Source organism: Agarivorans sp. OAG1, assembly GCF_037076485.1.
Taxonomy (GTDB): Bacteria; Pseudomonadota; Gammaproteobacteria; order Enterobacterales; family Celerinatantimonadaceae; genus Agarivorans; species Agarivorans albus.
Genome location: NZ_AP028990.1, coordinates 534,957 through 561,789 on the forward strand (window position 1 = coordinate 534,957; position 26,833 = coordinate 561,789).

Annotated in this window: 24 protein-coding genes and 3 tRNA genes; 15 read left to right on the plus strand and 12 right to left on the minus strand. The window is 45.6% G+C overall.

Annotated elements, in window-relative coordinates:
- Nucleotides 1-8 precede the first annotated feature (8 nt).
- Nucleotides 9-1,916, plus strand: coding sequence for an EAL domain-containing protein (locus OAG1_RS02575; RefSeq protein WP_338623687.1), 1,908 nt, complete (start codon nt 9-11; stop codon nt 1,914-1,916).
- On the opposite strand, the gene priC is transcribed toward OAG1_RS02575, so the two are convergent.
- Both priC and epmB read right to left on the minus strand, forming a co-directional pair.
- Complete coding sequence (priC, locus tag OAG1_RS02580) at nt 1,906-2,220, minus strand: primosomal replication protein PriC (RefSeq protein ID WP_016402029.1); 315 nt, start codon at nt 2,218-2,220, stop codon at nt 1,906-1,908. The two genes, OAG1_RS02575 and priC, sit on opposite strands and share 11 nt — an antisense overlap.
- A gap of 74 nt (nt 2,221-2,294) precedes the next feature.
- Nucleotides 2,295-3,317 carry an EF-P beta-lysylation protein EpmB gene (epmB, locus tag OAG1_RS02585; RefSeq protein WP_338623690.1) on the minus strand — a complete coding sequence of 341 codons (1,023 nt, stop codon included), beginning with the start codon at nt 3,315-3,317 and terminating at the stop codon, nt 2,295-2,297.
- 34 nt (nt 3,318-3,351) lie between these two features.
- On the opposite strand from epmB, the gene efp reads away from it, so the two are divergent.
- The 3 genes from efp to OAG1_RS02600 all read left to right on the plus strand — a co-directional run bounded on the left by efp (nt 3,352) and on the right by OAG1_RS02600 (nt 5,050).
- The gene (gene efp, locus OAG1_RS02590; protein ID WP_040307242.1) at nt 3,352-3,918 is read left to right on the plus strand and encodes an elongation factor P; all 567 of its coding nucleotides are present in this window, start codon (nt 3,352-3,354) and stop codon (nt 3,916-3,918) included.
- 225 nt (nt 3,919-4,143) lie between these two features.
- Complete coding sequence (locus OAG1_RS02595) at nt 4,144-4,362, plus strand: hypothetical protein (protein ID WP_338623693.1); 219 nt, start codon at nt 4,144-4,146, stop codon at nt 4,360-4,362.
- Between the two features lie 325 nt (nt 4,363-4,687).
- Nucleotides 4,688-5,050, plus strand: coding sequence for a hypothetical protein (locus tag OAG1_RS02600; RefSeq protein WP_152785547.1), 363 nt, complete (start codon nt 4,688-4,690; stop codon nt 5,048-5,050).
- An 84-nt stretch (nt 5,051-5,134) separates the two neighbouring features.
- Here OAG1_RS02600 and frdD read toward each other — a convergent pair whose 3' ends face one another.
- The 4 genes from frdD to frdA are packed head-to-tail and all read right to left on the minus strand — an operon-like array spanning nt 5,135 to nt 8,419.
- A complete protein-coding gene (gene frdD / locus OAG1_RS02605; protein WP_152785545.1) occupies nt 5,135-5,488 on the minus strand; it encodes a fumarate reductase subunit FrdD in 354 nt (117 codons plus the stop codon).
- 9 nt (nt 5,489-5,497) lie between these two features.
- Nucleotides 5,498-5,887 carry a fumarate reductase subunit C gene (locus OAG1_RS02610; RefSeq protein WP_152785543.1) on the minus strand — a complete coding sequence of 130 codons (390 nt, stop codon included), beginning with the start codon at nt 5,885-5,887 and terminating at the stop codon, nt 5,498-5,500.
- A gap of 2 nt (nt 5,888-5,889) precedes the next feature.
- Nucleotides 5,890-6,624 (minus strand): succinate dehydrogenase/fumarate reductase iron-sulfur subunit, encoded by a 735-nt coding sequence (locus OAG1_RS02615; protein WP_152785541.1) that lies wholly within the window; start codon nt 6,622-6,624, stop codon nt 5,890-5,892.
- Between the two features lies 1 nt (nt 6,625).
- Entirely contained in the window at nt 6,626-8,419 is a 1,794-nt protein-coding gene (frdA, locus tag OAG1_RS02620) for a fumarate reductase (quinol) flavoprotein subunit (protein WP_016402021.1), read from the minus strand.
- A gap of 197 nt (nt 8,420-8,616) precedes the next feature.
- On the opposite strand from frdA, the gene epmA reads away from it, so the two are divergent.
- Complete coding sequence (gene epmA, locus OAG1_RS02625; protein ID WP_338623698.1) at nt 8,617-9,591, plus strand: elongation factor P--(R)-beta-lysine ligase; 975 nt, start codon at nt 8,617-8,619, stop codon at nt 9,589-9,591.
- 35 nt (nt 9,592-9,626) lie between these two features.
- On the opposite strand, the gene OAG1_RS02630 is transcribed toward epmA, so the two are convergent.
- The 4 genes from OAG1_RS02630 to rsgA form a co-directional block, all read right to left on the minus strand.
- A complete protein-coding gene (locus OAG1_RS02630; RefSeq protein ID WP_016402018.1) occupies nt 9,627-11,030 on the minus strand; it encodes an SLC13 family permease in 1,404 nt (467 codons plus the stop codon).
- Between the two features lie 70 nt (nt 11,031-11,100).
- Nucleotides 11,101-14,379 (minus strand): miniconductance mechanosensitive channel MscM, encoded by a 3,279-nt coding sequence (gene mscM / locus OAG1_RS02635; RefSeq protein ID WP_338623702.1) that lies wholly within the window; start codon nt 14,377-14,379, stop codon nt 11,101-11,103.
- 134 nt (nt 14,380-14,513) lie between these two features.
- Nucleotides 14,514-15,368: an archaetidylserine decarboxylase gene (asd, locus tag OAG1_RS02640; RefSeq protein WP_338623704.1), complete on the minus strand. Its 855-nt coding sequence runs from the start codon at nt 15,366-15,368 to the stop codon at nt 14,514-14,516.
- A 28-nt stretch (nt 15,369-15,396) separates the two neighbouring features.
- Entirely contained in the window at nt 15,397-16,437 is a 1,041-nt protein-coding gene (gene rsgA, locus OAG1_RS02645; RefSeq protein WP_338623706.1) for a small ribosomal subunit biogenesis GTPase RsgA, read from the minus strand.
- 93 nt (nt 16,438-16,530) lie between these two features.
- Between rsgA and orn the strand changes: the two genes are divergently transcribed.
- From orn to OAG1_RS02670, 5 genes are all read left to right on the plus strand, one after another.
- On the plus strand, nt 16,531-17,085 hold the full coding sequence (orn, locus tag OAG1_RS02650; protein WP_040307241.1) for an oligoribonuclease: 555 nt from the start codon (nt 16,531-16,533) through the stop codon (nt 17,083-17,085).
- A 203-nt stretch (nt 17,086-17,288) separates the two neighbouring features.
- Nucleotides 17,289-17,364, plus strand: a tRNA-Gly gene (locus tag OAG1_RS02655).
- Between the two features lie 92 nt (nt 17,365-17,456).
- Nucleotides 17,457-17,532, plus strand: a tRNA-Gly gene (locus OAG1_RS02660).
- Nucleotides 17,533-17,654: 122 nt separating this feature from the next.
- Nucleotides 17,655-17,730, plus strand: a tRNA-Gly gene (locus OAG1_RS02665).
- Between the two features lie 298 nt (nt 17,731-18,028).
- Nucleotides 18,029-18,748: a DNA alkylation repair protein gene (locus tag OAG1_RS02670; protein ID WP_338623708.1), complete on the plus strand. Its 720-nt coding sequence runs from the start codon at nt 18,029-18,031 to the stop codon at nt 18,746-18,748.
- On the opposite strand, the gene OAG1_RS02675 is transcribed toward OAG1_RS02670, so the two are convergent.
- Together OAG1_RS02675 and queG are read right to left on the minus strand one after the other, a co-directional pair.
- On the minus strand, nt 18,749-19,486 hold the full coding sequence (locus tag OAG1_RS02675) for an ROK family protein (protein ID WP_338623710.1): 738 nt from the start codon (nt 19,484-19,486) through the stop codon (nt 18,749-18,751).
- A 59-nt stretch (nt 19,487-19,545) separates the two neighbouring features.
- Complete coding sequence (gene queG, locus OAG1_RS02680; protein ID WP_338623712.1) at nt 19,546-20,679, minus strand: tRNA epoxyqueuosine(34) reductase QueG; 1,134 nt, start codon at nt 20,677-20,679, stop codon at nt 19,546-19,548.
- On the opposite strand from queG, the gene OAG1_RS02685 reads away from it, so the two are divergent.
- The 5 genes from OAG1_RS02685 to miaA are packed head-to-tail and all read left to right on the plus strand — an operon-like array spanning nt 20,678 to nt 26,775.
- Nucleotides 20,678-22,198 carry an NAD(P)H-hydrate dehydratase gene (locus OAG1_RS02685; RefSeq protein ID WP_338623714.1) on the plus strand — a complete coding sequence of 507 codons (1,521 nt, stop codon included), beginning with the start codon at nt 20,678-20,680 and terminating at the stop codon, nt 22,196-22,198. The two genes, queG and OAG1_RS02685, sit on opposite strands and share 2 nt — an antisense overlap.
- Complete coding sequence (gene tsaE, locus OAG1_RS02690) at nt 22,198-22,668, plus strand: tRNA (adenosine(37)-N6)-threonylcarbamoyltransferase complex ATPase subunit type 1 TsaE (RefSeq protein ID WP_152785525.1); 471 nt, start codon at nt 22,198-22,200, stop codon at nt 22,666-22,668. Before OAG1_RS02685 ends, tsaE begins: the two co-directional genes overlap by 1 nt.
- Entirely contained in the window at nt 22,658-24,007 is a 1,350-nt protein-coding gene (locus OAG1_RS02695) for an N-acetylmuramoyl-L-alanine amidase (RefSeq protein ID WP_338623717.1), read from the plus strand. Before tsaE ends, OAG1_RS02695 begins: the two co-directional genes overlap by 11 nt.
- Nucleotides 24,008-24,011: 4 nt before the next feature.
- Entirely contained in the window at nt 24,012-25,859 is a 1,848-nt protein-coding gene (mutL, locus tag OAG1_RS02700; RefSeq protein WP_338623719.1) for a DNA mismatch repair endonuclease MutL, read from the plus strand.
- Nucleotides 25,849-26,775, plus strand: coding sequence for a tRNA (adenosine(37)-N6)-dimethylallyltransferase MiaA (gene miaA, locus OAG1_RS02705; protein WP_338623721.1), 927 nt, complete (start codon nt 25,849-25,851; stop codon nt 26,773-26,775). The genes mutL and miaA overlap by 11 nt, the downstream gene beginning before the upstream one ends.
- Nucleotides 26,776-26,833: the final 58 nt, after the last annotated feature.

A 26,833-nucleotide genomic window follows, 5' to 3' on the forward strand; every position in this document is an offset into this window, starting at 1 on the left:
AGCTATTGATGAATTGGCTTACCCAGCTTCCGCAAAAATATAAGAAGTTCTTAATTTCCTTAGTTGTATCGCTGTTTGTGGTTAGTGCGGTCATCAGTATTTATCAATTAAGGCAAATTATTCAGCTACTTGAGTCGCCTAAGTCGTCGACGTCTTGGTCAGTGGTTCAGTTGCAAATGGAGCATCGACGCTTTATTAATGCGCTGCAACTTTACCGACTTGGTGGCGTAAAGCATTCTGATTTAATGCTGCGTTATGACATTTTGTGGAGCCGTTTTCCGGTGCTGTTAGAAGGCCAAGAAAACGCCGGTTTTCACAATATAAAGTCTGCCAGACAACTGGTTAGAGAGCTGTTTCAAGAGGTTCAGCGCATCGAGCCTCTGCTACAAGCCTTACCGCCTAGTCACGAGAAGTTTGTACAGGTGATTGAACGGCTGAACATGTATTCTGCCCCTATCAATACCTTGGTGAATAAAGAGTTTCAGCGAAACAGCGAGTTTGATAAGAAAACTGACTTTAAGTTATTGCAACTACAGCTGATTTTGTCTTTTGCCATTGGTGCGCTGTTAATTAGCGGCTCCATTTTAATTGTGATGATAGTGCGTGAGAATCATATTAATCGCTATCTTGCTAATCACGATGTTCTCACCGGCTTACCTAACCGGGCCGGATTACGAGAATTTATTGCAAGCCTAGAAAACAATCGCCGAGATTACGCGATTATGGTGCTAGATCTTAACGGCTTTAAAGGCATTAACGATAGTTATGGTCACGAGTATGGCGACCGCATCTTAAATGTGGTGGCGCAGCGTTTAAACGGGCAAATGCGCCATTGTGATTACGCGGTGCGTTTAGGTGGTGATGAATTCGCCATTGTGCAAACACGAGTGCGTTCAAGTGAAGACTGCTCTGGCTTTGCGCAGCGTTTAATTAACGTGATAGAAAAGCCAATGTCTTTGGAAGACCGAGAATGCTTTGTAGGCACCAGCATTGGTATTAGCACCGCCTTAGACAGCCAGGATGATTGGCTCACCATATTAGGCCAAGCAGATACTGCGATGTATCAGGCTAAGCAGGAGTCACGGTGTAGCTCTTGGCAGTTTTTTGAAGGGCAAATGCAGCTGGCCAAAGAGCGAGAGCAGCATTTACTTAGCCAGTTTCGTGATGCTCTAGAAAACCAGCATTTGAGCTTGTTTTATCAACCTATTTTGGACTTGGCGAATGACAAAGTGGTGGGGGCCGAGGTGCAAGCGCGCTGGGAGCATCCGGTTTATGGTTGGGTAGAGCAGGCCGAGTTGGTGGACATTGCCCACGCTTGTGGCTGTGTAGTGGCGTTAGAATCTTGGGTACTTCGTGCATCTACTCAGCAGCTTAAACGTTGGCAGCATGGCTTAAATACCAACTTGCAATTGGCAGTGTCGATTTCTTCATCCACTTTACACAACGATTTATTAGTACTGGTGAATAAAGTATTAATTGAAAGCCGAATATTGCCGCATCGCTTAATCATTAACATTATCGATAGCGACCAACAAATGTTGTTAGATTGTGTGGATGCGATTCGAGAGTTACGCCGCATTGGAGTGAGTTTATCACTGGATAATTTTGGTAGTGCAGAATGTCCCTTGGAGTTGCTTAATCACCTGCCAGTACAGTACTTGCGCGGTGCTAAATCCTTAATGTCGGACCTGCTTAATGCCAGCGAAAAACAGCCCATGTTGATTGCCACGGTGATGTTTGCCAATCGCTTGGGGGTGAAACTAGTGGTAGATGGCGTAGAGAATCAACAGCATTTAGAGCAGCTTAAAGAGATTACAAAAGAAGTGTTGGTATTGGGAGCGGCTGTTGCTGCTTGGGCGCCAGCCGAAGAGTTCTCCCCCTACCTGAGAGCATTTGCAGAAAGCCCTAGCGAGTAAGCTGTTTAAAGTTGGCCAGTAAGCCGTGGATTTGCTCTAGTTTGGCAACCATTACTTTTAGTTGAGTCACAAAGTGCTCATCGTCTTGGCTTTCTTGTAGTAGTACCAAATCACTTGCTAACTCTTCCACATAGGGCAAAAACTGACGATCTTTGGCCTTAAATAAGCTGTCTTTAAACAATTCGGTATACTTGGCTTTGCCTTGCTCTTGTTGCTGCTGAATCACCGTGTCGGCATCAATGGCCTTGTGGTAGATGTCTTTGAGGTTTTCTTGTATTTGCTCAATGAGCTTGGTTTTATCCATGAATGTGGTCGCTGTATTTGGGTGAATGCGTGCTTAACTTAAAAAGGAGTTAAGCCTTGTTCTGTTGCTTTAGTTTAGCTCAAGCCAATATCTATGGGTGTTTTACTGCGTTTGCCTGCTTGCTCGCGGGCTAAGCGAGGAACTAAGAAGCCAGGTAAGCGTTGATATAAGTCCTGCATTATCGCTACTGCGCTTTGCTCGTCAATATCGTAATGGGCTGCACCGGCAACTTTGTCGAGCAAAAATAAATAGTAAGGCAAAATATTAGCCGAGAATAAGGTCTCACTTAATTGCGCTAGAATGCTGGCATCATCGTTTATATCCTTTAACAGCACTCCTTGGTTTAGCAAGGTAATGCCTGCTTCATGTAATTTGGCAAAGGCGCTGCTTAACTCTTGGTTTATCTCGTTGGGGTGATTGATATGGCTTACCATAATGGTTTGCAAACGAGTTTGTGCCAGTAGCTGAGTCAGCTCGTGAGTAATTCGGCTTGGAATTACCACTGGTAATCGAGTGTGAATACGCAGCCGCTTTAAGTGGGGAATTTGTTCTAGTTGTTCTATTAACCAAGCAAGCTGTTGGTCGTTAGCCATTAGTGGGTCGCCACCACTAAAAATCACTTCATTAATGGCTTGATCTTGTGCGATGTAATCTAGCGCTTGTTGCCAACCTTGTTTGTTTGGGCTGTTATCTTGATAGGGAAAGTGGCGACGAAAACAATATCTACAGTTAACCGCACAACCGCCACGTACAATAAATAATACTCGGCTTTTATATTTATGCAGTAAACCGGGTACAGCGGCTTGGTGCTCTTCTAAGGGATCTTCATTAAAGCCTGCTACTTCAATAAACTCAGCGTGCTGAGGCAAAACTTGCAGTAGCAGTGGGTCATTAGGATTGGCTTTTTGCATGCGTTTAGCAAAGCTTAAAGGCACACGCATTGGGAATAATTTGCGGGCTGCAATGTCTGATTGGAAGTTTTCTGGGTCTAATTGCAAAAATTGCAGCAGATCTTTGGGATCTGTGATGGCGTTTGCCAGCTCTTTTTGCCAATTACCCTGCACAGCAGCGTCGTTTCGCGGTATTATTCGCAACATTGAAATTGATATTACCTTGTAAGTAGAGGACCAAATGGCGTCATATAGTACCAGTGAATTCAAAGGCGGGCTAAAAATTATGCTCGACGGCGAACCATACGCAATTCTAGAAAACGAATTTGTAAAACCAGGCAAAGGCCAAGCATTTAACCGCGTTAAGTTACGCCGTTTATTAACCGGTAAAGTATTAGAAAAAACCTTTAAGTCGGGCGAATCTGTAGAAGCTGCCGACGTAATGGATTACGAATTAGCCTATTTATACAACGATGGCGAGTTCTACCATTTCATGAACAACGATACTTTTGAGCAAATTGCCGCGGACGAAAAAGCAGTGGGTGATACGGCCAAGTGGTTAGTTGAGCAAGACGTATGTGTTATTACTACTTGGAACGAAAATCCAATTGCTGTAATGCCACCTAACTTTGTCGAGTTAGAAGTGACAGAAACAGACCCTGGCCTTAAGGGCGATACTGCCGGTACTGGTGGTAAACCTGCAACTTTAAGCACTGGCGCGGTTGTGCGTGTGCCATTGTTTATTCAGATTGGTGAAGTGGTTAAGGTTGATACTCGCAGCGCCGAATATGTAGGCCGTGTAAAGTAATCACTACTTAAAAAATAGTAGGGAGCTTCGGCTCCCTTTTTTATTTGGTTTTTTGTTTAAGATCTAGTTTGTTCAACTAACTTTTTAGATGAAAAATATGTTTGCTAGTTGAATAAAATTTCCTCGTTAATCGCTTTGATTTAAGTCAATTTTAAACTTTGCGCAAACGCCATTTGTCTGCAATGCTTAATCAACGACCCACTTAATGACAAAAAGGTTATCAGTATGGAAGCAGTGATAGAAGCACCTGTAGGGCATGTAAGTAAGCGTTACTCCCATAAACTGAGTTTTGCAAAAGGCGCAGGTGATTACCCAACCGGGGTGTTTGAGCAGTTAGCTTGTAAAGAAGCAGAATTGGATATGCTTAAACAGCGAGAGATGCAGTTAGAATCAGAAATTCGTTTACTTAAACGTAACTGCCAACGAGACATGAAAGTAGGCTGAGCCCAACTCAGCGTATTTACTCTTTAAGCTAGTAAAAGTGTTATCTGTGATAATTGGTTTTTGACTGAGTGTATTGTTGCACTGGCCGCCCTTTTACTAGGCTTAACTTTATTTTATTCCTTCCGGCATCCGCAGCTAAAGCAGCTTTATCGCATTTCTTCTCTACATCTATTTTTCACCAAAATGACTAAACTTGGGTGTTGCTATAGGGAGTCAGTTTTCTTAACTCCTTTAGCAACGCTTAGCAGCAGTGTTACGCTGTTCTATGTTTTGGCAAGGTATATTAAGTACTAAGTCTTTTAAATTCTGAATCCAAGGAGTAGTTATGCTGCTTGTTGTTGCGTCACTGATATTGATCTTAATTGCTGTGGTGCATTCCTATTTGGGTGAAAAGTACATTCTTATCCGTTTGTTTAAACGTGAGAACATTCCGCATTTATTGGGCGGTGATCATTTTACCAAGGGCACTCTGCGGTTTTGTTGGCATATATTGTCTGTATGCGCACTGGGCTTCGCCGCTTTATTGTTTACCGCTTCACCCGCCGACACTTTGTTGTTATTGATTATTGGCAGTGTGTTTTTAGTGAGCGCTTTGCTAGCACTGTTTTTTACCAAAGCCAAACACTTGTCTTGGCTGGCATTTGGGCTGATTAGTACGATATGTTTTATCGAAGGGTTTAGCGGGTAGCAGCAATAAATTGCGAGCAGTTAGGGATGATGTAGTGGTGAAATAAAGTGGGCAATTAACTTAGCCCACTTTATTTTTAGCTATTTATACTAAGCCCAGTAACAGCAGTGTTGCGCAGGCGATTGAGCCAGCGAAGGCTACGCCATAGAACAAAGCTTTTACTAAGTTGCCAGCGTGAATGCCAAAGTCATGCAGGGTGTGATAGAGGCGATGCATACATAACCATAACGGCAGGCTAATCACTATCCAAATCACTGCTGCGCCTAACCAGTGTTGGGAGAACGCGAGGAGTCGCTCATAAGAGAACTGTTCGCCCGGAATAATCCCCATAGGCACCAGTAAGCCAGTAATCAAAATAGCGATAGGAGTGAATAGCGCAGCAACCATGCCGCCAGCGCCAAACATTCCCCAAAATACAGGTTCATTAGAACGTTTCATTGGTGTCTCCTAAATCAAAACCAAGATTAAGCCAGCTAAGCTAATCACAGCCAAAGCGCCGTACATTCCACTTACTATCCAGCTGTCGGGTACGCGCTTTTGGCCTAGCCAAATGTTGGCGGCTTTAGGGGCTAAGCTAAACCAGGTAATGCTGTGGTAAAGCGTCCAGGCAAGGCTAAGTATGTGAAATACTACCCAGCCTGGTTGGCTCATTGCATCTAGCCAACCGTTAAAGGCCTCGGCCCCTTGGCTTAAACGAAATAGACCAAACAGCAATACAAAGCTGTAAATGGCAATCACTAGGCTTGAGCCTTCACGGATGATGTACTTGGTATGAAAAGTATTTTTTAGCCACCAAGTTGCACCCATCTTACGTTCATAAGGTTTACGTTTGCTCATGCTTACTCTCCTGGCTTGAACATGGCTATCACATAGTCTTTAGCGCTATCTACTTTGCCTAGTTGAATAGCGGCGGCCGGATCGACGTCTTTCGGACAGACTTTTGAGCAGTAACCCACAAAGGTACAGCCCCATGCGCCTTCTTCAGCGTTGACTATTTTCATACGCTCGGCTTTGCCAGCGTCACGGCTGTCTTGGTTGTAGCGGTGTAATAGTGCGAGTGCGGCGGGTCCAGTGAAAGATTTATCCAAACCATATTGCGGACATGCGGCGTAACAAAGGCCACAGTTAATGCACATCGAGAATTGACGATATTGCGCCATTTGCTTAGGTGACTGGGTGTGACAGCCATCTTCTAAGGCGCGTGGATTATCGTTGATGATGTAAGGTTTTATGGCTTCTAACTTCTCAATGAAGTCGCTCATGTCTACCACTAAATCACGTTCGATAGGAAAGTTAGCTAGCGCTTCTACCTTCATGCCATTGGGGTAATCACGCAAGAAGGTTTTACAGCCTAACTTAGGAACGCCATCTACCATCATGCCGCAGCTACCACAAATAGCCATGCGGCAAGACCAGCGGTAGCTAAGGGTAGGGTCAAGTTCGTCTTTAATGTAAGCCAAGGCTTCTAGCAGCGACATTTCGCGGGTGTAAGGAACGTCGTAGCTTTGCCATACCGGCTCGTTGTCGCTTTCTGGGCGGTAGCGCAGAATATCGATTTTCATCGTTTCGGCCATGTTAATTTGCCTCCGCTTGTTTTTTGGCTGCTTCTTGGGCATCGGCGGCTGCGCCGTAAACACGTTCGGCAGGTTGAGATTTGGTGATCTTCACATCGCTGTAGCTAATCTCAGGTGCACTATCAGGGCGGTAATTAGCTAAAGTGTGTTTAAGGAAATTCACATCATCACGCTGCTCATAACCGTCAATACGCTGGTGCGAGCCGCGGCTCTCTTTGCGGTTAATCGCCGAGACCGCCATCGCTTCGGCTACGTCTAGTAAGTAACCAAGTTCTACAGCGTAGAGCCATTCGGTATTAAACACTTCGCTGTCGTCTACCAATTTAATGTTTTTGTAGCGCTGTTTTAGCTCGGCAATTTTATCGATTGTTTGTTGCATGGTTTCTGCGGTGCGGTAAATGCCCACGCCAGCTTCCATGGTACGACCTAACTCGTTGCGAATGTCTGAGGTTTTTTCATCACCTTGATTCGATTTTAAGGCTTGGTACTTAGCCAGCGTTTGCTCTGCTTGCTCAAGCAATGAAGCACTGTCGCTATGCTCACTCACAATGGCATTGCGTGCTGCCGATTCGCCCGCCACCTGACCAAATACGGTTATTTCGGTGAGTGAGTTAGAGCCTAAACGGTTGGCGCCATGCAAGCCAACTGATGAACATTCACCTGCGGCATATAAGCCTTTTAGTGATGTGGCACAGCGGCCGTCGGTTTCAATGCCACCCATGGTGTAGTGCACGGTTGGGCGCACTGGAATCGGCTCTTTAACAGGGTCTACGCCCATGTAAGCTTTTGCTAATTCGCAAATAAACGGTAAGCGTTCTAGTAAGTAGTCTTCACCTAAGTGAGTAAGGTCGAGGTTTACGTAGTCGCCATTTGGTCCTTCAATGGTGCGACCAAGTTGCGCTTCTTGCCAAAAACACTGGCTTAAACGGTCACGAGGTCCTAGCTCCATGTATTTGTTTTTAGGTTCGCCAACTGGCGTTTCTGGCCCCAGACCGTAGTCTTGCAAGTAACGGTAGCCATCTTTGTTGGTAAGAATACCGCCTTCACCACGACAGCCCTCGGTCATTAAAATGCCTGAGCCGGGTAAGCCAGTAGGGTGATATTGGACAAACTCCATATCACGCAGTGCTACGCCATGACGATAAGCCAGGGCCATACCGTCACCAGTCACAATGCCGCCATTGGTATTAAAGCGATAAACGCGACCTGCACCGCCAGTGGCAATAATCACCGACTTAGCTTGAATAAGCTTGGCTACGCCTTCGGCGATATCTAAGGCGATAACCCCTTTTACTTGGCCGTCTTCTACAACTAGGTCGAGTACAAAATGCTCGTCGTAGCGCTTAATGCTGGGGTATTTGGTTGAAGTTTGAAACAAGGTATGAAGAATGTGGAAACCACTTTTATCGGCTGCAAACCAAGTTCGCTCGATTTTCATGCCACCAAAACGGCGTACGTTTACACTGCCGTCGGGACGACGTGACCAAGGGCAACCCCAGTGCTCTAGTTGAGTAAGTTCTTTGGGAGCGCGCTCAACAAAAAAGTCCACCACGTCTTGTTCACACAACCAATCGCCACCCGATACGGTGTCGTTAAAGTGGTTATCAAAGCTATCGTGATCTTGAGCTACACCTGCAGCACCACCCTCTGCGGCAACGGTGTGGCTGCGCATTGGGTATACTTTTGAAATTAATGCTACTTCTAACTCGGGGTGTTGTTCTGCAACTTCAATGGCGGCGCGTAAACCTGCGCCCCCAGCGCCAACAATGGCGACATCAGTTTTGATTACTTCCACGCTTTTCTCCATACGAAATAAGCCTACAATGATTGTGCGGGTATTAGCTTTTTGATGCTTGACTAAAATCAAATATTGACGCTACTTTGTGCAAGCTGCTGAGATAATTTAGCTTTTGAGATATAACTCCCGCTTTTGTTAGCAAAGTGGTATAAAACCCCGCGACAATTTCTAACTCAATGCAGGAAAAAATTTGCATGTCTGAAACACTTTGGCAACCCTCTGCAAGTATTCAATCACTTCAGCAAAGAGCAAAAATCATTAACAAAATCAGATGTTTTTTTGCCAAACGTGAGGTGATGGAAGTAGACACTCCTTGTTTAAGCCAAGCCTGCGTGAGTGACGTGCACTTGCATAGCTTTAGTACAACTTTGTCAGGGCCGGCAGCACCTAAAACCATGCCTTTGTATTTACAAACCTCGCCCGAGTTTCATATGAAGCGTTTATTAGCTGCTGGCAGTGGCTGCATTTATCAGCTGGCAAAAGCTTTTCGTAATGAAGAGGCTGGGCGTTTTCATAACCCAGAGTTCACTATGTTGGAGTGGTACCGTATTGGTTTTGACCATTTTGCCTTAATGGATGAAATGGATGAGTTAATCACCGAGGTATTGGCTTGTGATAAGGCAGAGCGTTTAAGCTATGTGGAAGCATTTGAGCAACACCTTGGCATTAATCCCATTAATGCCAGCCAAGCTGAGTTTGTTGCAGTAGCCAAACGCCTATCGGTTGAAGATTTAGTGGCGAATGAGCCTGATCGAGACACCATTTTGCAGCTGTTATTTAGCTTGGGCGTTGAGCCTGAAATTGGCCAGCAGCGCCCTTGTTTTGTTTATCACTTTCCAGCATCACAAGCCGCGCTAGCTAAAATTTCAGCAAAAGACCCACAAGTAGCAGAGCGCTTTGAGCTGTATTTTAAAGGTGTAGAGTTAGCCAATGGCTTTCATGAACTCACCGACGCTAAGGAGCAAGCCGCGCGTTTTGCTAAAGACCAGCAGGTTCGGGAAAATATGGGCTTGGCTGCTGCGCAAGTGGATCAGCATTTCTTGGCTGCTTTAGCGGCAGGCCTCCCCGCTTGTGCAGGCGTTGCTCTAGGCATCGACCGCCTGTTGATGTTGGCGTTAGGCACACCTAACATTCAAGCGGTGCAAAGTTTTAGCGTAGACAGAGCGTAAATAAACGGGAGCAGCGCTCCCGTTTATTTGTGGTGTTATAGGAATATCATCATAGCCACATACAGCAGTGCCAAGCCGGTACAGCCAATAATCCCGCCTACTTTTATTAAGTCTTTGGTTTCAATAAAGCCGGTTGAGTAAGCCAAGGCGTTGGGCGGGGTGCTAACGGGTAACATCATGCCTAAGGAAGCCGACAGGGCGACAATAATTAGTAGGGTAGTGATGCCGCCGTCACCATCCAAACCATGCAAGCTGGTGGCAACTGCCGCCGCAATGGGCATAATTAAGTTAGCGGTGGCCGTGTTCGACATAAAGTTCGCCATCACCACACAAATAATCGATAGCACTACAATTACCGCTAACGTGGGCAGGCTAGCAAAATCGATAGATGTAGCTATTTTGGCAGCTAAACCACTTTTTTCTAATGCCATACCCATGGCGATACCACCGGCCACTAACCATAATACGTCCCAGTTAAATAGCTTGAGATCGTCTTTGCCAATAACTCCCGTTAAGGTAAACACCGCTAAAGGAATAATAGCCACTACGTAACTGTTCATGCCGTGCCACGCGGTGCTTAGCCACAATAAGATAGTGAGCGCAAACGTGGCATACACAATGTAAGCGCGGGTACTTCGTTGAAAATGGCCTTTCAGATTCAGCTCTAATACACCGGTTTTTGAGGGATAGAGCTTGCACAGTAAAAACCAGCCAATCGCTAGTTGAATGATCACAAAAGGAATACCAAATGCCATCCAAGAAGCGAAGGTAATTTGCCCTTCGGGAATGTATTGCAGGGCAATGGCGTTGGGTGGCGTACCAATTGGAGTACCTATGCCACCGGTATTAGCCGCTACTGGAATAGCTAAAATTAGGCCTTTCATGCCCAAGTCATTACGCGGTGCAGCGGCAATTAAGGGGCCTACAATGGCCAGCATCATCACGGTGGTTGCAGTGTTACTCATAAACATACTGAACACGGCAGTAATTAGCATAATGCCGAGCATGATCATTGGAATGCGTTTGCCAAATGGCTTGAGAAGTACGCGGGCTAAGTTGTTGTCTAGCTCAAACTTAGAAGCGCCAATCGCTAGGGCAAAGCCGCCCATAAACAGGATGATAATTGGCGATGAAAAGGCATTAAAGATACTGGTATAGGGCAGCAGTTCACCCATTGGTGCTGGGCCTGTATCGGCCACAATGGCACTAATTCCCTGGTTAGAGATAAGCACCAGTTCCAAGGTGATAATTAATAATGAAGTAGCAAACACCGGCACGGGTTCAAAAATCCATAACAGCGCCGCCAGTACAAAGATAGCAATGATACGGTGTTGAACCACGGTTAACTCTGGTAGTGGAATGGCACTGGTGGGAAGTGCCAGTATTAACAGGGGAACAATAAAACAAACCAGCAGCTTGAAATGTTTTTGCACGGCCATGATCGAGGGTCTCTGGGCTAATTAATTGAAATAGAGGTTTTTTATAGCCCTTAAGATAACAAAACCGTGCTCAGGGATTGAGAGATATATCTAATTGTGGGTAGGCTATCTCTATGTTATTCGCCTTAAACTTGTCATTGATCAAAGTGTACAGTTCATGGGTCATCGGTAAGCGGTAGCGCATTTCACTCACGTGAACACGCATTTCAAATTTCATTCCGTTGTTGGTGTATTCGGTAAAGTATATTTCTGGTGCAGGGTTGGCTAGTACCAAGCTGTTAGCATCTACCGCTTCTTGCAATAGTTTGTTTACTAGCTGGTTATCAGAGCCTTGTTTAACTTGCACCATTAGCACCACTCGGGTGATAGGATCGGTGAGCGACCAGTTAATAAATTGTTCCGTGATAAAGGCTTTGTTAGGCACGATAATTTCTTTGCGGTCCCAATCGACAATAGTGGTTGCGCGAGTTTCAATGTTAGAAATCGTGCCGGTAAGTTCGCGAATTGTCACGGTATCGCCAATTCGAATTGGCTTTTCAAACAGAATAATTAAGCCCGAAATAAAGTTAGCAAAAATCTCTTGCAGACCAAAACCTAAACCTACAGTAAGTGCAGCAACTAACCATTGAAGCTTTGACCACTCGATGCCCAACAAACCAAAACCACTGAAAATACTAAACAGTATCACCATGTAATTAATCATGGTGGTGATGGCAAAGCCGGTGCCTGGGTTAAGTGATAAATGCTGCAAGACCATCAGTTCTAACAAACCAGGTAAGTTGCGGATAAGCACTACTGCAAAAAAGAATACCAATAGGGCAGAGCCTAAAGAGCGCAGCGTAATGGCATCTACCGTGGCTACACCAGCGCGGCTAGAGCTGCTTTCCCACAATGTAATGTTGTCTAGAAACGAAAACGCACTGGTCATTTCCGACCAACTAAGCAGTAGAACTAATACTAGCGACAGTACCAAAGCAGCACGCAGTAGACCCAAAGACTGGGCGCTAATGGTGTCTAGGTCGATGACTGGTTCCTCGATTGAATCAATCACTCCTTCATTTGAGCTAGAAGGGTCGTCTTCTTCAGATTGGCGCTGGGCAATCATTTCAGCGCGGCGCACTTTTGCTCGGTCAAAAGCAATTCGGCGGCGTTGTAATAGCATCCAACGATGAATAAGCAAATAGCCCAATAAGAAAACCGCAGCGATGATGAAGCTAAGCACAACCTGCCAATAAACCGTAAATGCGGTGGCAAAAAAGCCTGCTGCAGAGGCCAGTGCTGCCATTAATGGAATGCTAATGGCGGCGCCCCAAATCAGCTTTTTCGCTAGTTGCGGAGCTTTAAAAATGTCTAAGTGATAGTTCACCGGAAGCTCAATGCGATAAATACTGTGAAAGCCGTAAGCTACCCACAATAACAATGCGATAAAGGCCAAACGTGCCAAGCCACTATAGGCCGGCTGACTGGTTTGTAATATGCACAGATTAAGGATGAACACTAAGGGCAAGCTTACGTAAACCACGCGGCGGATTAAGGTAATTGCTTGGCTGATGTTTACCAAAGGCCATTTGAAATGGGTATTTAGCAGGCCGTTTTTCTGGCAAAACTGCTGTAACAAATGGAATAGCCATAACACGATGGCAACGTTAAATAGGGCATCTCCCAAGTCGCGAGCGAAGGAAGACTCCCATTCATACATCAGGGCAAAACCCACACTGCCAATAAATAGCGCCACGGGAGTAGCAAATACTGCACTGACTAATAAATTGGCAAGGGTATAGCTAAATTTGTCGCGGGTAATGTTGCCGGTTTTTGAATCGATGCGCTGCAGGTAGCCTTTAAGCCAATGTTTTTTTAAGTAGTAGATGTAAGCAACACTGGCTGCCACTAGCAACAACCAGCCTAACCATAGCCAGGACAGCTTGGCGATGGCATCGCTGAGTTGTGAATATTGCTGAGCGCTAAATAACCATATCAAAGAGTAACGAATATCACTGAAAAAGCTTAAATCGATGGCTTTTACATCGGCCGTCCAAAACAGCTCTTGGTTAGCTTCTTGGTTAATGGTGTTCAGTTGGCTATTTAGTTTTGAGTAATCCAGTTTAAGTCGAGCTAACTCAAATAGTCTGGCGTCTAACTCCAATAGGTATTTGTCTGAAAGCTGCTGGTTAAGCTTCAAATGCTTGTTAAATATTCTGGCTTGTTCTTGATTTAAGGTGGCGATGAACTCGCGCTGAGCCTTTCTTTGGCTTTGATTACGTTGGGTATAAAGTAGATTTTGGTGACGATGTTTACTGATCCGTACTTCAATGATCTGTTGCTCTATTGGTGCAACTGCTTTGAATTTTGGCAAACTCGAGATCTGTTCTCGTAGGTATTCACCATAGGAGCGAGTGACCTTTAACCAGGATACTTGTTCTTTAAAATTGGCAAAGGTGAGTTTGATGTGTTCAAGCTCGTCGTTTACTTCTTCCTGTAGGTCGGCAATCTCTTCACTTTGTTCAAATAAGGCTGATAGCTCTGTTTGTAGTAACTGATTCTGTTCTACTAAGTTTTTCACTATCGGGTCATTAAGTAACTCGGGAGCGGCAAAAGCTAGCTGATCTGATAGCCGTTGAGCTTCTGCGCGATGCTCTAGTGACAAGCGATTTTTAACGCTTTCTACAATCCGCTTTTCAGCCAACTGGGTGCGTTGTAGCAAGCTTAATTCAAGCTGCAGCAGCTCGTTTCGGTGGTTAGCACTTTGTGCAGCGAGTTCTAGCATCGCTAACTGGGCGGTTAGGCTGGCTTCGTTAACTTGAGCACGAACTCGCTCGGCTTCTTCCACTTCGTTAAGCACGCCAAACTCAAGTTGCTCTAGCTTCGCGCGAACGGTGTTTAACTGTTCGCGCAGCGGTCCACTGCGCTGGTGGTTTTCGCTTACGTCTAAATCGATACGGTATTGGCGCTGTTTTAGCTCGTCAATTTGGCTATTGGTATTGCTGAGTTTAGCCTGCCAAATAGTGAGTTGTTCATTTAATTGATTCGAGTTTAGCTCAGCTAAGTTTTCAATGACCGGCGCTTGATATTGATTAAGTTGCTCTTGTTGCTCTTTTCGTAGGCGAGAGAAGTTGTTGATAATACCGCGGTAGTATTTGGCTTTTTCGCGGTAACTATTGCCCTCTTTTAATAGCGCTAAGGATTCTTCATAGATGAGTTGCTGTTGCTGGGTGTTTAAGTTGCTAGGCTGGGTATCTAGCGAGCTGATTAAGCCTTTGAGATGAGATTCTCCGCCCACGTTTGCTTGTGCCGCTAAGCAAAAAAACAGTAGCGATACGAGGAAACCGCGAGAGAAAATCGATAAAGTCATTGGTAAACAGCCATGGTTAAGACCGCATCATTGCGCTTAGCTTTGTTAGTTATTTTATATTAAATATTTGAAATAGCGTAATAATAAGCAGAATTGAATAAGCCTTGGTAAAGAATGACCAAGGCTTATAGTGGCTATTCAGCTTTAGTTGCAAAGTGAGTCCCCATTACGGTGGCAACTGTTGGCGCTAGAGATTGTTCAAATTCTATGGCGTCTTTGGCAAACAACATCACCACGGTGGAGCCTAGTTTAAAGCGGCCCATTTCGGCACCTTTATCTAGGCTAATGTCTTGGTCTTGATAATCCCAGGTGAATACTTGTTTTCCGCCTGGCGGCGTTACGGTGCCAGACCAAATGGTTTCTATGCTAGCAACAATAGTTGCACCTACTAATACCATGGCCATTGGACCAAATTCTGTATCAAAAATGGCAACAACGCGCTCATTGCGAGCAAACAGATTCGGCACGTTAGCAGCAGTGAGAGGGTTAACCGAGAAAAGTTGCCCTGGTACGTAGACCATTTTGCGCAATTTGCCTTTACAAGGCATGTGAATGCGGTGGTAGTCTTTGGGAGCTAGATAGATGGTTGCGAAGTCGCCGTCGCTAAATTCTTCTGCTAAGGCTTTATCTCCACCAAGCAGTTCACGGGCGCTGTAGTCATGACCTTTGGCTTGTATTAACTGACCATGCTGAATGGGGCCTAGTTGGCTTACTGCGCCATCCACCGGATGAGCAAGCTTGTTGTCGCCTTCAACAATAGGGCGGGTTCCAGGCTTTAACGGGCGAGTAAAAAACGCATTGAAGCTTGGGTAAGCATTGGCTTCGCTGTGAACCGCGTCGTTCATGTCTACTTGATAGTGGTTTATGAACTTTTTAATGATCCAATGACTCAACTTTCCTGCTTCAGCTTGAGCAAGTTTACCCACTAAACGGGATAAACCGTGTTGAGGGAAGCAGTACTGGGCGGCAACTTTAATTTTGTCTAACACGCTACGTTCTCGTTGTTTATTGGTTTAATTATTTCTTTCCGGGAATAACCCGAGAAGGTTTGTTATTTTCCATCGTTTCGAGAATACGCTGGTAGCTGTCGAAACGCTGTTGCAAAATTTTGCCTGAGTCTATCGCTTCTTGCATCGCGCAGCCAGGGTCTCCTTGGTGCTTGCAATCACGAAAACGGCATTGATTTAACCAAGGGCGAAATTCGATAAAGCCCCAAGCTACTCGGTCTTTTTCAAGGTGCCAAAGTTGAAACTCACGTACTCCGGGGGAGTCGATTAAGCGGCCGCCACATACTAAGTGATACAAACGAGCGGTAGTGGTGGTGTGCTGGCCTAGGCCTGATACTTCAGATACTTCTTTGGTATCGATGCTTTGCTCTGGCAGAAGACTATTTACCAGCGAGCTTTTGCCTACGCCTGATTGGCCAACAAAAATACTGGTTTTATTGCTTAATTGTTGGCTTAAATCATCAAGCCCTTCAGCTTGTTTAGTGCTGGCGTAAATAACTTTATAGCCAAGCTGCTGGTAATTTTTGAGTTGTTCTTCAATTACTTTGCGTTGCTCGGCATCAAGCAAGTCAACTTTGTTCAGCAGGATAATGGGTTCAAGATCTACATCTTCAACGGCAACTAGGTAGCGGTCTACAATGCTGGTGGAGAATTCGGGTAATACTGCAGAAACGATCACTACTTGGTCGATGTTGGCGGCAATGGCTTTGATACCGTCGTAAAAATCAGGGCGAGTTAGTACCGAACGGCGTTCGTGGCAGGCTTCAATAACCCCTCGAATACCAGATTGTTCTTCGTTGCCAGCTCGCCAAACAACTTCATCTCCAGTGACTAAAGAGCCTACTGAACGGCGCATATTACAACGGAATATTTCTCCATTGTTAGCTTCCACATCGGCATGTTGACCGAAGCGGCTAATGATAGTTCCCTCTTGTTGAGGACCTAATTGGTCATCTAACCATTGGTGGCTATCTTGTTTTTTTAAGCGCTTTTCTTGGTTGCTGCGCACACGGCGAAGCTGACCTTGGCTCAGTTTCTTTCTCTTTGTCACGAAAACTGCTATTCAAGTAAGTGTAATAAATCGCTATGATACCGCTTATCAAAGATTTGCGGAAAATATTTCCGAAATATAAATAGGGTCAACATGACTGTTAGTGAACAGAACTTAGTTTGGGTTGATATGGAGATGACTGGTCTCGAACCCATGACTGATCGCGTTTTAGAGATCGCGACGATTATTACCGACGCTCAATTAAACATTCTTGCAGAAGGGCCGGTGATTGCTGTTCACCAATCTGACGAAGTTTTAGCGGGCATGGATGAGTGGTGTACCAACACTCATACTGGATCTGGTTTGGTTGCTAGAGTTCGTGCCAGCAGTGTTGATGAGAAGCAAGCTGCCCAGCAAACGATTGATTTTATCAAGCAATGGGTGCCTAAGGGTGTATCTCCGATGTGTGGCAATAGCATTGGTCAAGATCGTCGCTTTATGCATCAGTACCTTCCTGAGCTTGAGCAGTTCTTTCATTACCGAAACATAGATGTAAGTACGGTAAAAGAATTGGCTCGCCGTTGGCAGCCAGAAATTTTAGATGGCTTTACTAAAAGCGGTACTCATCTAGCTTTGGATGATATTCGCGAATCAATAGCAGAAATGCAGCATTATCAAAAAACCTTCTTTAAACTGGGCGAAAACTAAACAAACAGTTTAAGAGCTGTAATTTTTTCTTTTGCAGCTCTTGCAAAGGCAAAATTTCCTCGTATAATTCGCAGCCCTAAACAACGTGAAGGCATGGCCTAACTTTGATTTAGCAAATTAAGCGGCACTAGCTCAGTGTGGGTACAAAGAGTAGCGCAACCTTCGGTTAGGCTCTCAACGCACTAAATAGTGATAAAGATTAAGCGGCACTAGCTCAGTTGGTAGAGCGCAACCTTGCCAAGGTTGAGGTCATCGGTTCGAACCCGATGTGCCGCTCCAAATTAAAACTTTAACTAATACCAAGTAGTTGAAGTTGAGCAGCACTAGCTCAGCGTGGAAGAACACAGCGCTAGATAGTGATAAAGATTTAAGCGGCACTAGCTCAGTTGGTAGAGCGCAACCTTGCCAAGGTTGAGGTCATCGGTTCGAACCCGATGTGCCGCTCCAAATTTAAAACTTTAACTAGTACCAAGTAGTTGAAGTTGAGCAGCACTAGCTCAGTGTGGATATAAAGAGTAGCGCAACCTTTGGCTAAGCTCTCAACACATTAAATAGTGATAAAGATTTAAGCGGCACTAGCTCAGTTGGTAGAGCGCAACCTTGCCAAGGTTGAGGTCATCGGTTCGAACCCGATGTGCCGCTCCAAATTAAAGCCCTGCATCATTGATGCGGGGCTTTTTTTTGCCTGCTGTTTTATGGTCAATCAAATACTCAAGCCGTTATTGGTGGATTAATACCAATTGTACTAAGTAACTGTTCAATCTATCTGGTTAAAACACTCGATCACTGCGTTAGAATTTTTGATTGTAGAATAACTACTTATCGAAAGTTTCTGTCTTATTCTCGAGTATTTTTCCTGGGTTATTTCAGATCACTTACTTAGTGTGATTGGTATAAGCTTGTGTTTAAGGTAAGCATTTTGTTGAGCATAAAAGGGTGGGTGATGAATCAAGTCGAACAAGTTAAAAAAGCTTTACGCGAATATGCTGAGCCAGAAAAAGCTGCTTATTTGCCGAAGTTTTTTCAAGCATTGCCAGGTGGTTATGGCGAAGGTGATCAGTTTTTAGGTGTTCGTGTCCCCAACACAAGAAGAGTTGCCAAGGCCTATCCTTTGCCTCTAGAGGAGCTTACAGACTTAATCTCCTCTGCCTTTCATGAGGAGCGCTTTTTTGCCTTGGTAGTCATGTGTCAGCATTATCAAAAAGCGAAAAATCATCAGCAACAACAAGCGGTGTTAGCGTTTTACCAGCGCTACATTAAGTATGTGAATAATTGGGATTTGGTTGACTGCTCGGCGCCTAAAATTGTTGGCCCTTATATCTGGCTGCATCAAGATTGGGAGCTGCTTGAGCAATTCGCTAGCAGCAGTAGTATGTGGCAGCAACGTATTGCTATGGTGAGTTGCTTTTACTATATACGCCAAAATGATGTTGATTTAACAATTACGCTAGCTAAGCGTTTTCGTACCCATGCTCACCCCTTAATGCACAAAGCGGTGGGGTGGATGCTGAGAGAGCTGGCCAAGCGAGATAAGCCAGCGGTAGAGGCATTTTTACAACAGCATCTTAGCGAACTGCCTAGAGAGCTGCTTCGCTATAGCATTGAGCATTTTGACGAGCCGCTTCGCCAATCTTATTTAAGCGGCTCTATCCTCGAATCTTAATTAGCTTTGATGTTGGGCGTACATGGCTGCGCCAACAATGCCGGCTTGGTTTAAACCCTGTGCTGGCAAAGCTTCAGCTTTTAGATTGAGCTGCGCTTGGTACTTTTCGAATTTTTTACTGGCACCGCCACCAATAATGAAGCAATCGGGCGACATTAAAAACTCGAGGCGCTGTAAGTAAAGGTTGAAGCGCTTGCCCCATTTTTTCCAGCTTAGCTCTTCTGCTTCGCGCACTCTGGCGCTGGCATAGTGCTCGGCTACTCGCCCTTCTAAAATAATATGGCCAAACTCGGTGTTGGGAAGCAATTCGCCATTTACAAACACAGCGCTACCTAAGCCGGTGCCAACGGTAATAATCACTACCACACCTTGGTGTTGGTGACCTGCGCCAAAGGCCATTTCGGCCATGCCGGCCGCATCGGCATCGTTCACGACATAACACGGGCAGTCGGTATATTCGGCGAATAAGGCTTCAACGTTGGTGCCAATCCAGCTTTTATCAATATTAGAGGCAGTTTGGGCAACCCCATGGTGAACCGTTGCAGGAAAGCCGCAACCAATAGGACCTTGCCAAGAGAAATGCTCAACCATTTGCTTTAAGCTTTGGGCTACTGCTTTGGGCGTGGCAGGCTGTGGGGTGGCAATGCGGTGGCGCTCGCTAATAAGCTCGCCAGTTGTAGAATCTACGATGGCTGCCTTTATGCCAGTGCCACCAATATCAACGCCAAGTAAGTGCATGAGCTGCTTCCATTTTATTTGTTCTTAAAAAGTGTAACAGAACTTATTCTACTGATGCATTAAGCATCACGAGTTAATCCTTTTTCTATAATACGGATCAAACGTGCGGTTTTGCGAGAAGCTTTTGCCGCTTTATTCTGTTGTTGCTCTATTGCCCAATTAACGTGGTGTTGGGCAACGGCTTCAAGCCCCTGCTTGGCTCTTAGCTCGTCAATAGCTTGTTGTGAATAGGCGGCGTTGCCTAAGGCAATCGCGATATTACGTAGCCACTGTTGATAGCCGATCCGACGAATAGGCGAGCCTTCGGTTTTCTTTAAAAACTCTTCTTCGGTCCAGGCAAATAACGCTAACAGTGTTGGTTGATCCAGTTGCTCTCGGGCGGCAAAGTCGGCTTCTTGAGTGAGCTGGGCGTAGCGATTCCAAGGGCAGGTAAGTTGGCAATCGTCGCAGCCGTAGATGCGATTGCCCATTAGCGGTCGTAATTCTTCATCTATGATCCCATCGTATTCAATGGTGAGATAAGAAATACAGCGACGTGCATCCACTTGGTAGGGTTCAACAATGGCTTGGGTGGGACAAATGGTGATGCAGGCAACACAATCACCACATTGCTCGTCTACTGGTTGGTCTATGGGCAGGGGTAAATCAACAAACAACTCACCTAAAAAAAACCACGAACCGGCATCTTGGTTGATGATTAAGCTGTGTTTACCAGTCCAACCTAAGCCTGCTTTAGTGGCTAGTTGGCGCTCCATTACCGGGGCAGAGTCGACAAATGGGCGCATATTTAGCTGCTGTTGGCAGTAATCATTAATCGCTTTTCCCAGTTGGTTTAGCCGCTTGCGCATTAGCTTATGGTAGTCACGACCCAGCGCATAACGACTAATATATGCCTGATCGCTGGCGCTGAGGCTTTGGGCAAACTTAGCGTCCTCTGGTAGGTAATCCATGCGCACCGAAATGATCCGTTGAGTGCCTTCATGCAGCTGCTCTGGATGTTTGCGAAGCTCAAGGTTACGGGCTAAATAGTCCATTTCTCCGTGGTAGTTTTTTGCCAGCCATTGCTCAACATCTTGATGATGTTGACTGAGATCCACATCTGTTATGCCGATCTGCTGAAAACCTAGCGATTTAGCGGTTAGCTTGATATGTTGAACCAGCTGTTTTAGGTCGATTTCGGATAGTAGGGACATGGCTCCAGAGCACCGATTGTTTTCGCACAGTTTACCACAGAGTTTATGGCGCGCCGAAGTGGTGAAACGCCAAGAAGCAGTGCTGGCTGAGCAGCAAGGTATTAGCTTGTATTCTTTGATGGAACAGGCGGGGCTGGCTGCCTTTAAACTGATGCAGTGCCAATGGCCCAATGCCAAGCGTATTTTGGTATTTGCGGGCGGTGGCAATAACGGCGGAGATGCCTTGGTGGTTGCGCGGTTGGCCAAGCAAGCTGGTAAAGAGGTAAAAGTGCTTGCCTTAGGTGATTTAGACCGAATGCCTAGTGAAGCACAACAAGCCTTAGCCGGCTGGCAAGCCGAGGGCGGACAGCTTGATCTTAGTAAACAATTTGATTGGCCTTGTGATGTGATTATTGATGGCGTGTTGGGCATTGGCTTAAACAGTGATGTGCGAGCGCCATTGCAAGCGCTGTTTGCTCAAGTCAATCAAAGCGGCGTGCCAGTGCTTGCCTTAGATTTACCTTCAGGTTTATCTGCAGATACCGGAAAGCTGTTAGGTAGTGCGATAAAAGCTAGTGCTACGATTTGTTTTATCGCTGCCAAACAAGGTTTGTTTACTGGGCAAGCACCTGAATATGTTGGCAAACTTGTATTTGCTGGCTTGGGGCTAAGTGATTTGTTCGGGCAACAAAATACTACTGAAGTTAGCCGCGCAGATTATGCTCAGTTACGCTCGATGCTTACGCCTAGGGCAAAAACAGCTCATAAGGGTAGTTGTGGCCGAGTGACTTTAGTAGGCGGTAATACTGGAATGGCCGGCGCTATACGTATGGCTGCCGAAGCCTGTTTACGCACTGGTGCTGGCTTGGTTAATGTATTTACTCAGGCGCAAAATCAGTCGGTGGTGAGTAGCGGGCGCCCAGAGTTAATGGTTGTAGCAGTTGAAAATCACGCTAACCTGCAGCTAGATACCTGTTTGGCGCAGGCTAGTTGCATGGTTATTGGTCCCGGATTGGGACAAGATGAGTGGGCGCAAGCGCTGTTTTCAGCTGTATTAAGTGAAGACAAAGCCTGCTTGGTCGATGCCGATGCACTTAATCTGTTGGCTAAAGCACCGATGCAGCATGAGCAATGGGTACTAACTCCACATCCAGGCGAGGCAGCGCGTTTGTTGAATTGCTCTGTGGCAGAAGTAGAAAGTGATAGAATTGCCGCTGCTCAAAACATACAGCGCTGTTTTGGCGGTGTATGTGTATTAAAAGGTGCCGGCACCGTTGTAGCAGGCGCGCAAGGACAAGTGAAAATTTGTACTGTAGGTAACCCCGGCATGGCTTCGGGCGGGATGGGAGATGTTTTGTCTGGTATAATCGGCGGCTTAATCGCCCAATTTGCAGCCAAGCACTCATTGTTTGATATTGCCTGCCTTGGGGTGTGTATTCATGGTATGGCTGCAGATGAAGCTGCAGAACAGGGAGAAAGAGGCATGCTGGCCTCAGATCTAATGCCTTTTATAAGACAACTAGTGAATCCAAAATTGTAATGAAAACGTGGCATATTGAATTAGCTGACGCAGAACAAACCGTAGCTTTAGGCGCATTATTAGCTAAAGCTTGTCAGCAGGCATCAGTTATTTATTTAGAAGGTGATTTAGGCGCTGGGAAAACCACTTTAACCCGTGGTTTTATTCAAGGTAAAGGCCACACTGGTAAGGTAAAAAGTCCAACCTACACCTTGGTTGAACCTTATGAATTAGGTGAGTGGCGAGTCAATCATTTTGATTTGTACCGTTTGGCCGACCCTGAAGAGCTAGAATTTATTGGTATTCGCGATTACTTTGCCGACGATTGTTTGTGTTTGGTGGAGTGGCCTGAAAAGGGGCTGGGCTTTTTACCAGCAGCAGACTTGTTGGTTGAGCTAGCTTATCGAGGCGAGCAGCGCAGTGCTCAAGTGAAAGCATTGAGCGAGCAAGGACAAAAAGTAGTGGAGTGGTTGAGTCAACATGCTGGGTAGTTTTAGATTAAGTCGCTGGATAGGCTTAGGATTGTATTTGCTTTGTGGGCTGGCAATGGCCAGTAGCGATGTATCTGGGGTGCGTGTTTGGAGCGGCCCTGACAATACTCGTATTGTATTGGATTTATCTGGCGCGCCACAGTTTAGCCATTTCAACTTAAGTAAACCTAACCGCCTAGTCTTGGACCTCTCCGCTAGTAAAATGCTCAGTGATTTGAGTAAAGTCCCCTTATCTGGCGACTTGGTTAAAAAAATTCGCCCTAGTACCCCAAAGGCTAAAGGCGATTTTCGCTTGGTTATAGAGCTTTCACAAGCGGTTAATCCTACGGTATTTGCTCTTAAGCCTACCGGAAATTATGGCCATCGCTTGGTAATAGACTTGCCAGACAAAGCTGGTAGCGCGCAAATTAAAAAGCAACAACAGCAGATTTCTAAAGCTAAAACGCAGCAACAGTTAGCGGGCAATCGCGACATTATTATTGCTATCGACGCTGGCCACGGTGGGGAAGATCCCGGCGCCATCGGCAACAAAAGAACCTACGAAAAACACATCACGCTGGCTATCGCTAAGCGTGCACAACGCCTGATTAATCAAGAGCCTGGTTTAAAAGCGGTGTTGATTCGAGAAGGTGACTACTTTGTTAATCTAAATAAACGCTCGCAAATAGCGCGCAAAAACAAAGCTGATTTTTTGGTGTCGATTCATGCTGATGGATTTACCTCCTCTCAACCAAAAGGCGCGTCGGTTTGGGTGGTATCTACTCGCCGGGCAAAAAGTGAAGTGGGTAGACATTTGGAGCAGCATGAAGCTGAATCTGACCTTTTGGGTGGTGTAGGTGAAGTAATGGGCAGTGTAGAAAATGACGCACATCTTAACTTCGCTTTGATTGATATGCAGATGGACTACTCAATGAACACCGCTTACGAGGTGGCGAAGAAGGTACTCAGCGAGTTGGGTAAAGTAACCTCGCTACATAAAAAACGTCCCGAGCATGCCAGCCTAGCAGTGCTTAAGTCACCAGACATTCCTTCTATTTTGGTGGAAGCCGGTTTTATTACTAATCACAAAGAAGAAAAGTTACTAAAAACCGGTAATCACCAAGAAAAGATTGCCAAGGCGGTAGTTAAAGGCATTAAAGCCCATTACCGCACTAAGCCTTTGGCGGGTACTTTGTATGCGCAAACCTATGGCGTGCGTAAGCATACCGTGAGAAAGGGCGAGTCTTTATCGGTGTTGGCTGCTCGTTACAATACCAGCGTTGCGGGTTTGAAAAAGGCCAACAAACTAACTTCAAATACCTTGCGTATCGGTCAAGTACTGACCATCCCAAATAGTTAATTCGATGCCTATTCAAATATTGCCAGCACAGCTGGCTAACCAAATTGCTGCCGGAGAAGTGGTAGAACGTCCTGCTTCGGTAGTTAAAGAGCTAATTGAAAACTGCCTTGATGCCGGCGCAACACGTATCGATATCGAAATTGATAAGGGTGGGGCAAAGCGCATACTAATTCGCGACAACGGCAGCGGCATTGCTAAAGAGCAGTTGGGTTTAGCGCTTAGTCGCCATGCAACCAGCAAAATAGACAGCCTTGATGATTTAAGTGCGATAGCCACCTTGGGTTTTCGCGGAGAGGCTTTGGCAAGTATTAGCTCGGTTTCTCGCTTAAGTTTAAGTTCTCGTACTGCTGAGCAAGAACAAGCTTGGCAAGCTCAAGCTGCTGGTCGTGACATGCAAGTTAGTTTGCAACCCTGCGCCCATCCAATTGGCAGTTCGGTAGAAGTGCTCGATTTGTTTTTTAATACGCCTGCACGGCGCAAGTTTTTACGCACTGAGAAAACCGAGTTTTCGCACATTGATGAGCTGTTGAAACGTTTAGCCTTAAGCCGCTTTGATGTGGCGCTAAGTTTAAAACACAATGGCAAATTAATCCGTCAGTATCGCATAGCCACAGACTTGGATAAGCAACTGAAGCGAGTAAGCACAGTATTTGGTGCCCCTTTTGCTAACCACTGTTTGCATCTAGATAATCAGCATGACCAACTACGTTTACACGGTTGGTTAGGTTTACCGGAAGTGGCACGTGCGCAAAACGACCAGCAGTATTTTTATGTGAATGGTCGGATGATGCGCGACAAGTTGCTACAACACGCTATTCGTCAAGCATTTGCGGCGTATTTACCCGATGAACAATATGCCAGTTATGTATTATTTCTGGAGTTGCCATTAGACCAAGTCGATGTGAATGTGCACCCGGCTAAACATGAAGTGCGCTTTCATCAAGCCCGTTTGGTACATGACTACATCGTACAAGTATTGGCATCAGCCTTGAGCAAAATACCGGCCCATAATCACACTGGCGAACTGCAGGTTTGCCAAGATGAACCGGTAAATGAAATGTTCGCTCCACCACTAGCGCAAGTTGCTCATAGCTACACCAGTGCAGCTCCTGCCACGCCTAGAGTGAGCGAAGGTCGTCAGAGCTACCAGTCTAGCTTACAGCGAGCTGATAAGCCGCGACCCTCAGAATTATCAGCTAATCATCAGTGGTTGAGCAGTTCTGCTGATTTTACTCGTGAAGCAACTAGAGCAGACTCTACTAGCCAAGTGAGTTCTGAGAGTGCTAAGCCACAGGCCGCTGCGCTTTATCCTTTGCATTTAGTTGAAAGCGCCTATTTATTAGCGCGTACTGGCGAGAAGTTGATATTGCTAGACCTTTGGGCTTGCCAGCAACACTTGGCCTATACCCAAGCAATGCAGCAGTGGCCGCAAGGATTAGATAGCGTTCCTTTGCTATTGCCGCTAAAACTAGCTTTAGATGAGCCGACGCATCTTTTACTAAGCCAACAACAAGAAGCACTGCGGCGTATCGGCTTTGTGTTTAATATTGCTAACAAGCAGCAAGTTATCGTGGCTCAAGTGCCAAAGTTGATACGCAAAGCTGACTTTGCTCAGTTAATCCCAAGTTTATTAACGGCAATGAGTCAGCTTCCGGATTCAGAATGGCAGCAAGCCGAAGCCTTGTTAAGTGGGCTAATTAAGCTACAAAGCAAACCTAAAGAGCACACTTGGCAACAGGCGATAGAGTTAAGCCAACAATTGCATAGTCACTATCCGAGTCAACTGCCTAAGCATCTATGGCGAGCGGTGGATTTAAGTGCCAGCATCGAGAGTTTCAATCATGACAACTAGCCTGCCTGTTATTACGTTGATGGGGCCTACAGCCTCAGGCAAAACCGCTTTAGCTATTCAGCTTCATCAGCAAATGGGCGCTGAATTGGTTAGTGTTGATTCTGCATTAATCTATCGTGGCATGGATATCGGCACCGCTAAGCCAACTGCCGAAGAACAGCAGCAAGCCCCGCATGCTCTAATTGATATTTGCGATCCTACTGAAGTGTATTCAGCCGCCGATTTTCGCCGCGATGTTCTCGAGCAAATTGATGCCATTCATGCGCGTGGTAATGTCCCGTTGTTGGTGGGCGGCACTATGTTGTATTTTAAAGCCTTAGTGGACGGCATTGCTGATTTGCCAGAAGCAGATGCAGCCTTACGCAATGAGATTCAGCAGCAAGCAGCAGATGGTTCTTGGGAAAGTTTGCATCAAGAACTTAGCCAATACGATCCCACCTCTGCAGCAAGGATCAATGTAAACGATCATCAGCGCTTAATGAGGGCGGTTGAAGTATATCGTTTAACCGGTAAATCTCTGACTGAGATTAATAATCAACCGGTTGCGGCCTTACCTTATAAAATCCACCAGTTTGCTATAGCGCCGAAAGAAAAAGCTCAACTGCACCATCTAATAGAAGTGCGATTTAAGATGATGTTGGAACTTGGCTTTGAAGCCGAGGTCAAATCGCTGATGCAGAGGGGGGATTTAGATTTAAGTTTGCCGTCTATGCGGAGCGTTGGGTATCGTCAAATGTGGCAATATCTAAGTGGCGAGATGGATTATGATGAAATGGTATTTCGTGGTGTAGTGGCTACACGGCAACTGGCTAAAAAACAAATGAATTGGTTAAAAAGCTGGTCAAATCTCACTTGGTTACAGAGTGGTGATCCAAGAAATAACAAAATAATTACTAATTCGCTAAGTGATACTTGAAATTGTCGCTATAAGGCTCCAAGTTAGTGGTATATAATCGAATTTGATCTATGCCAAT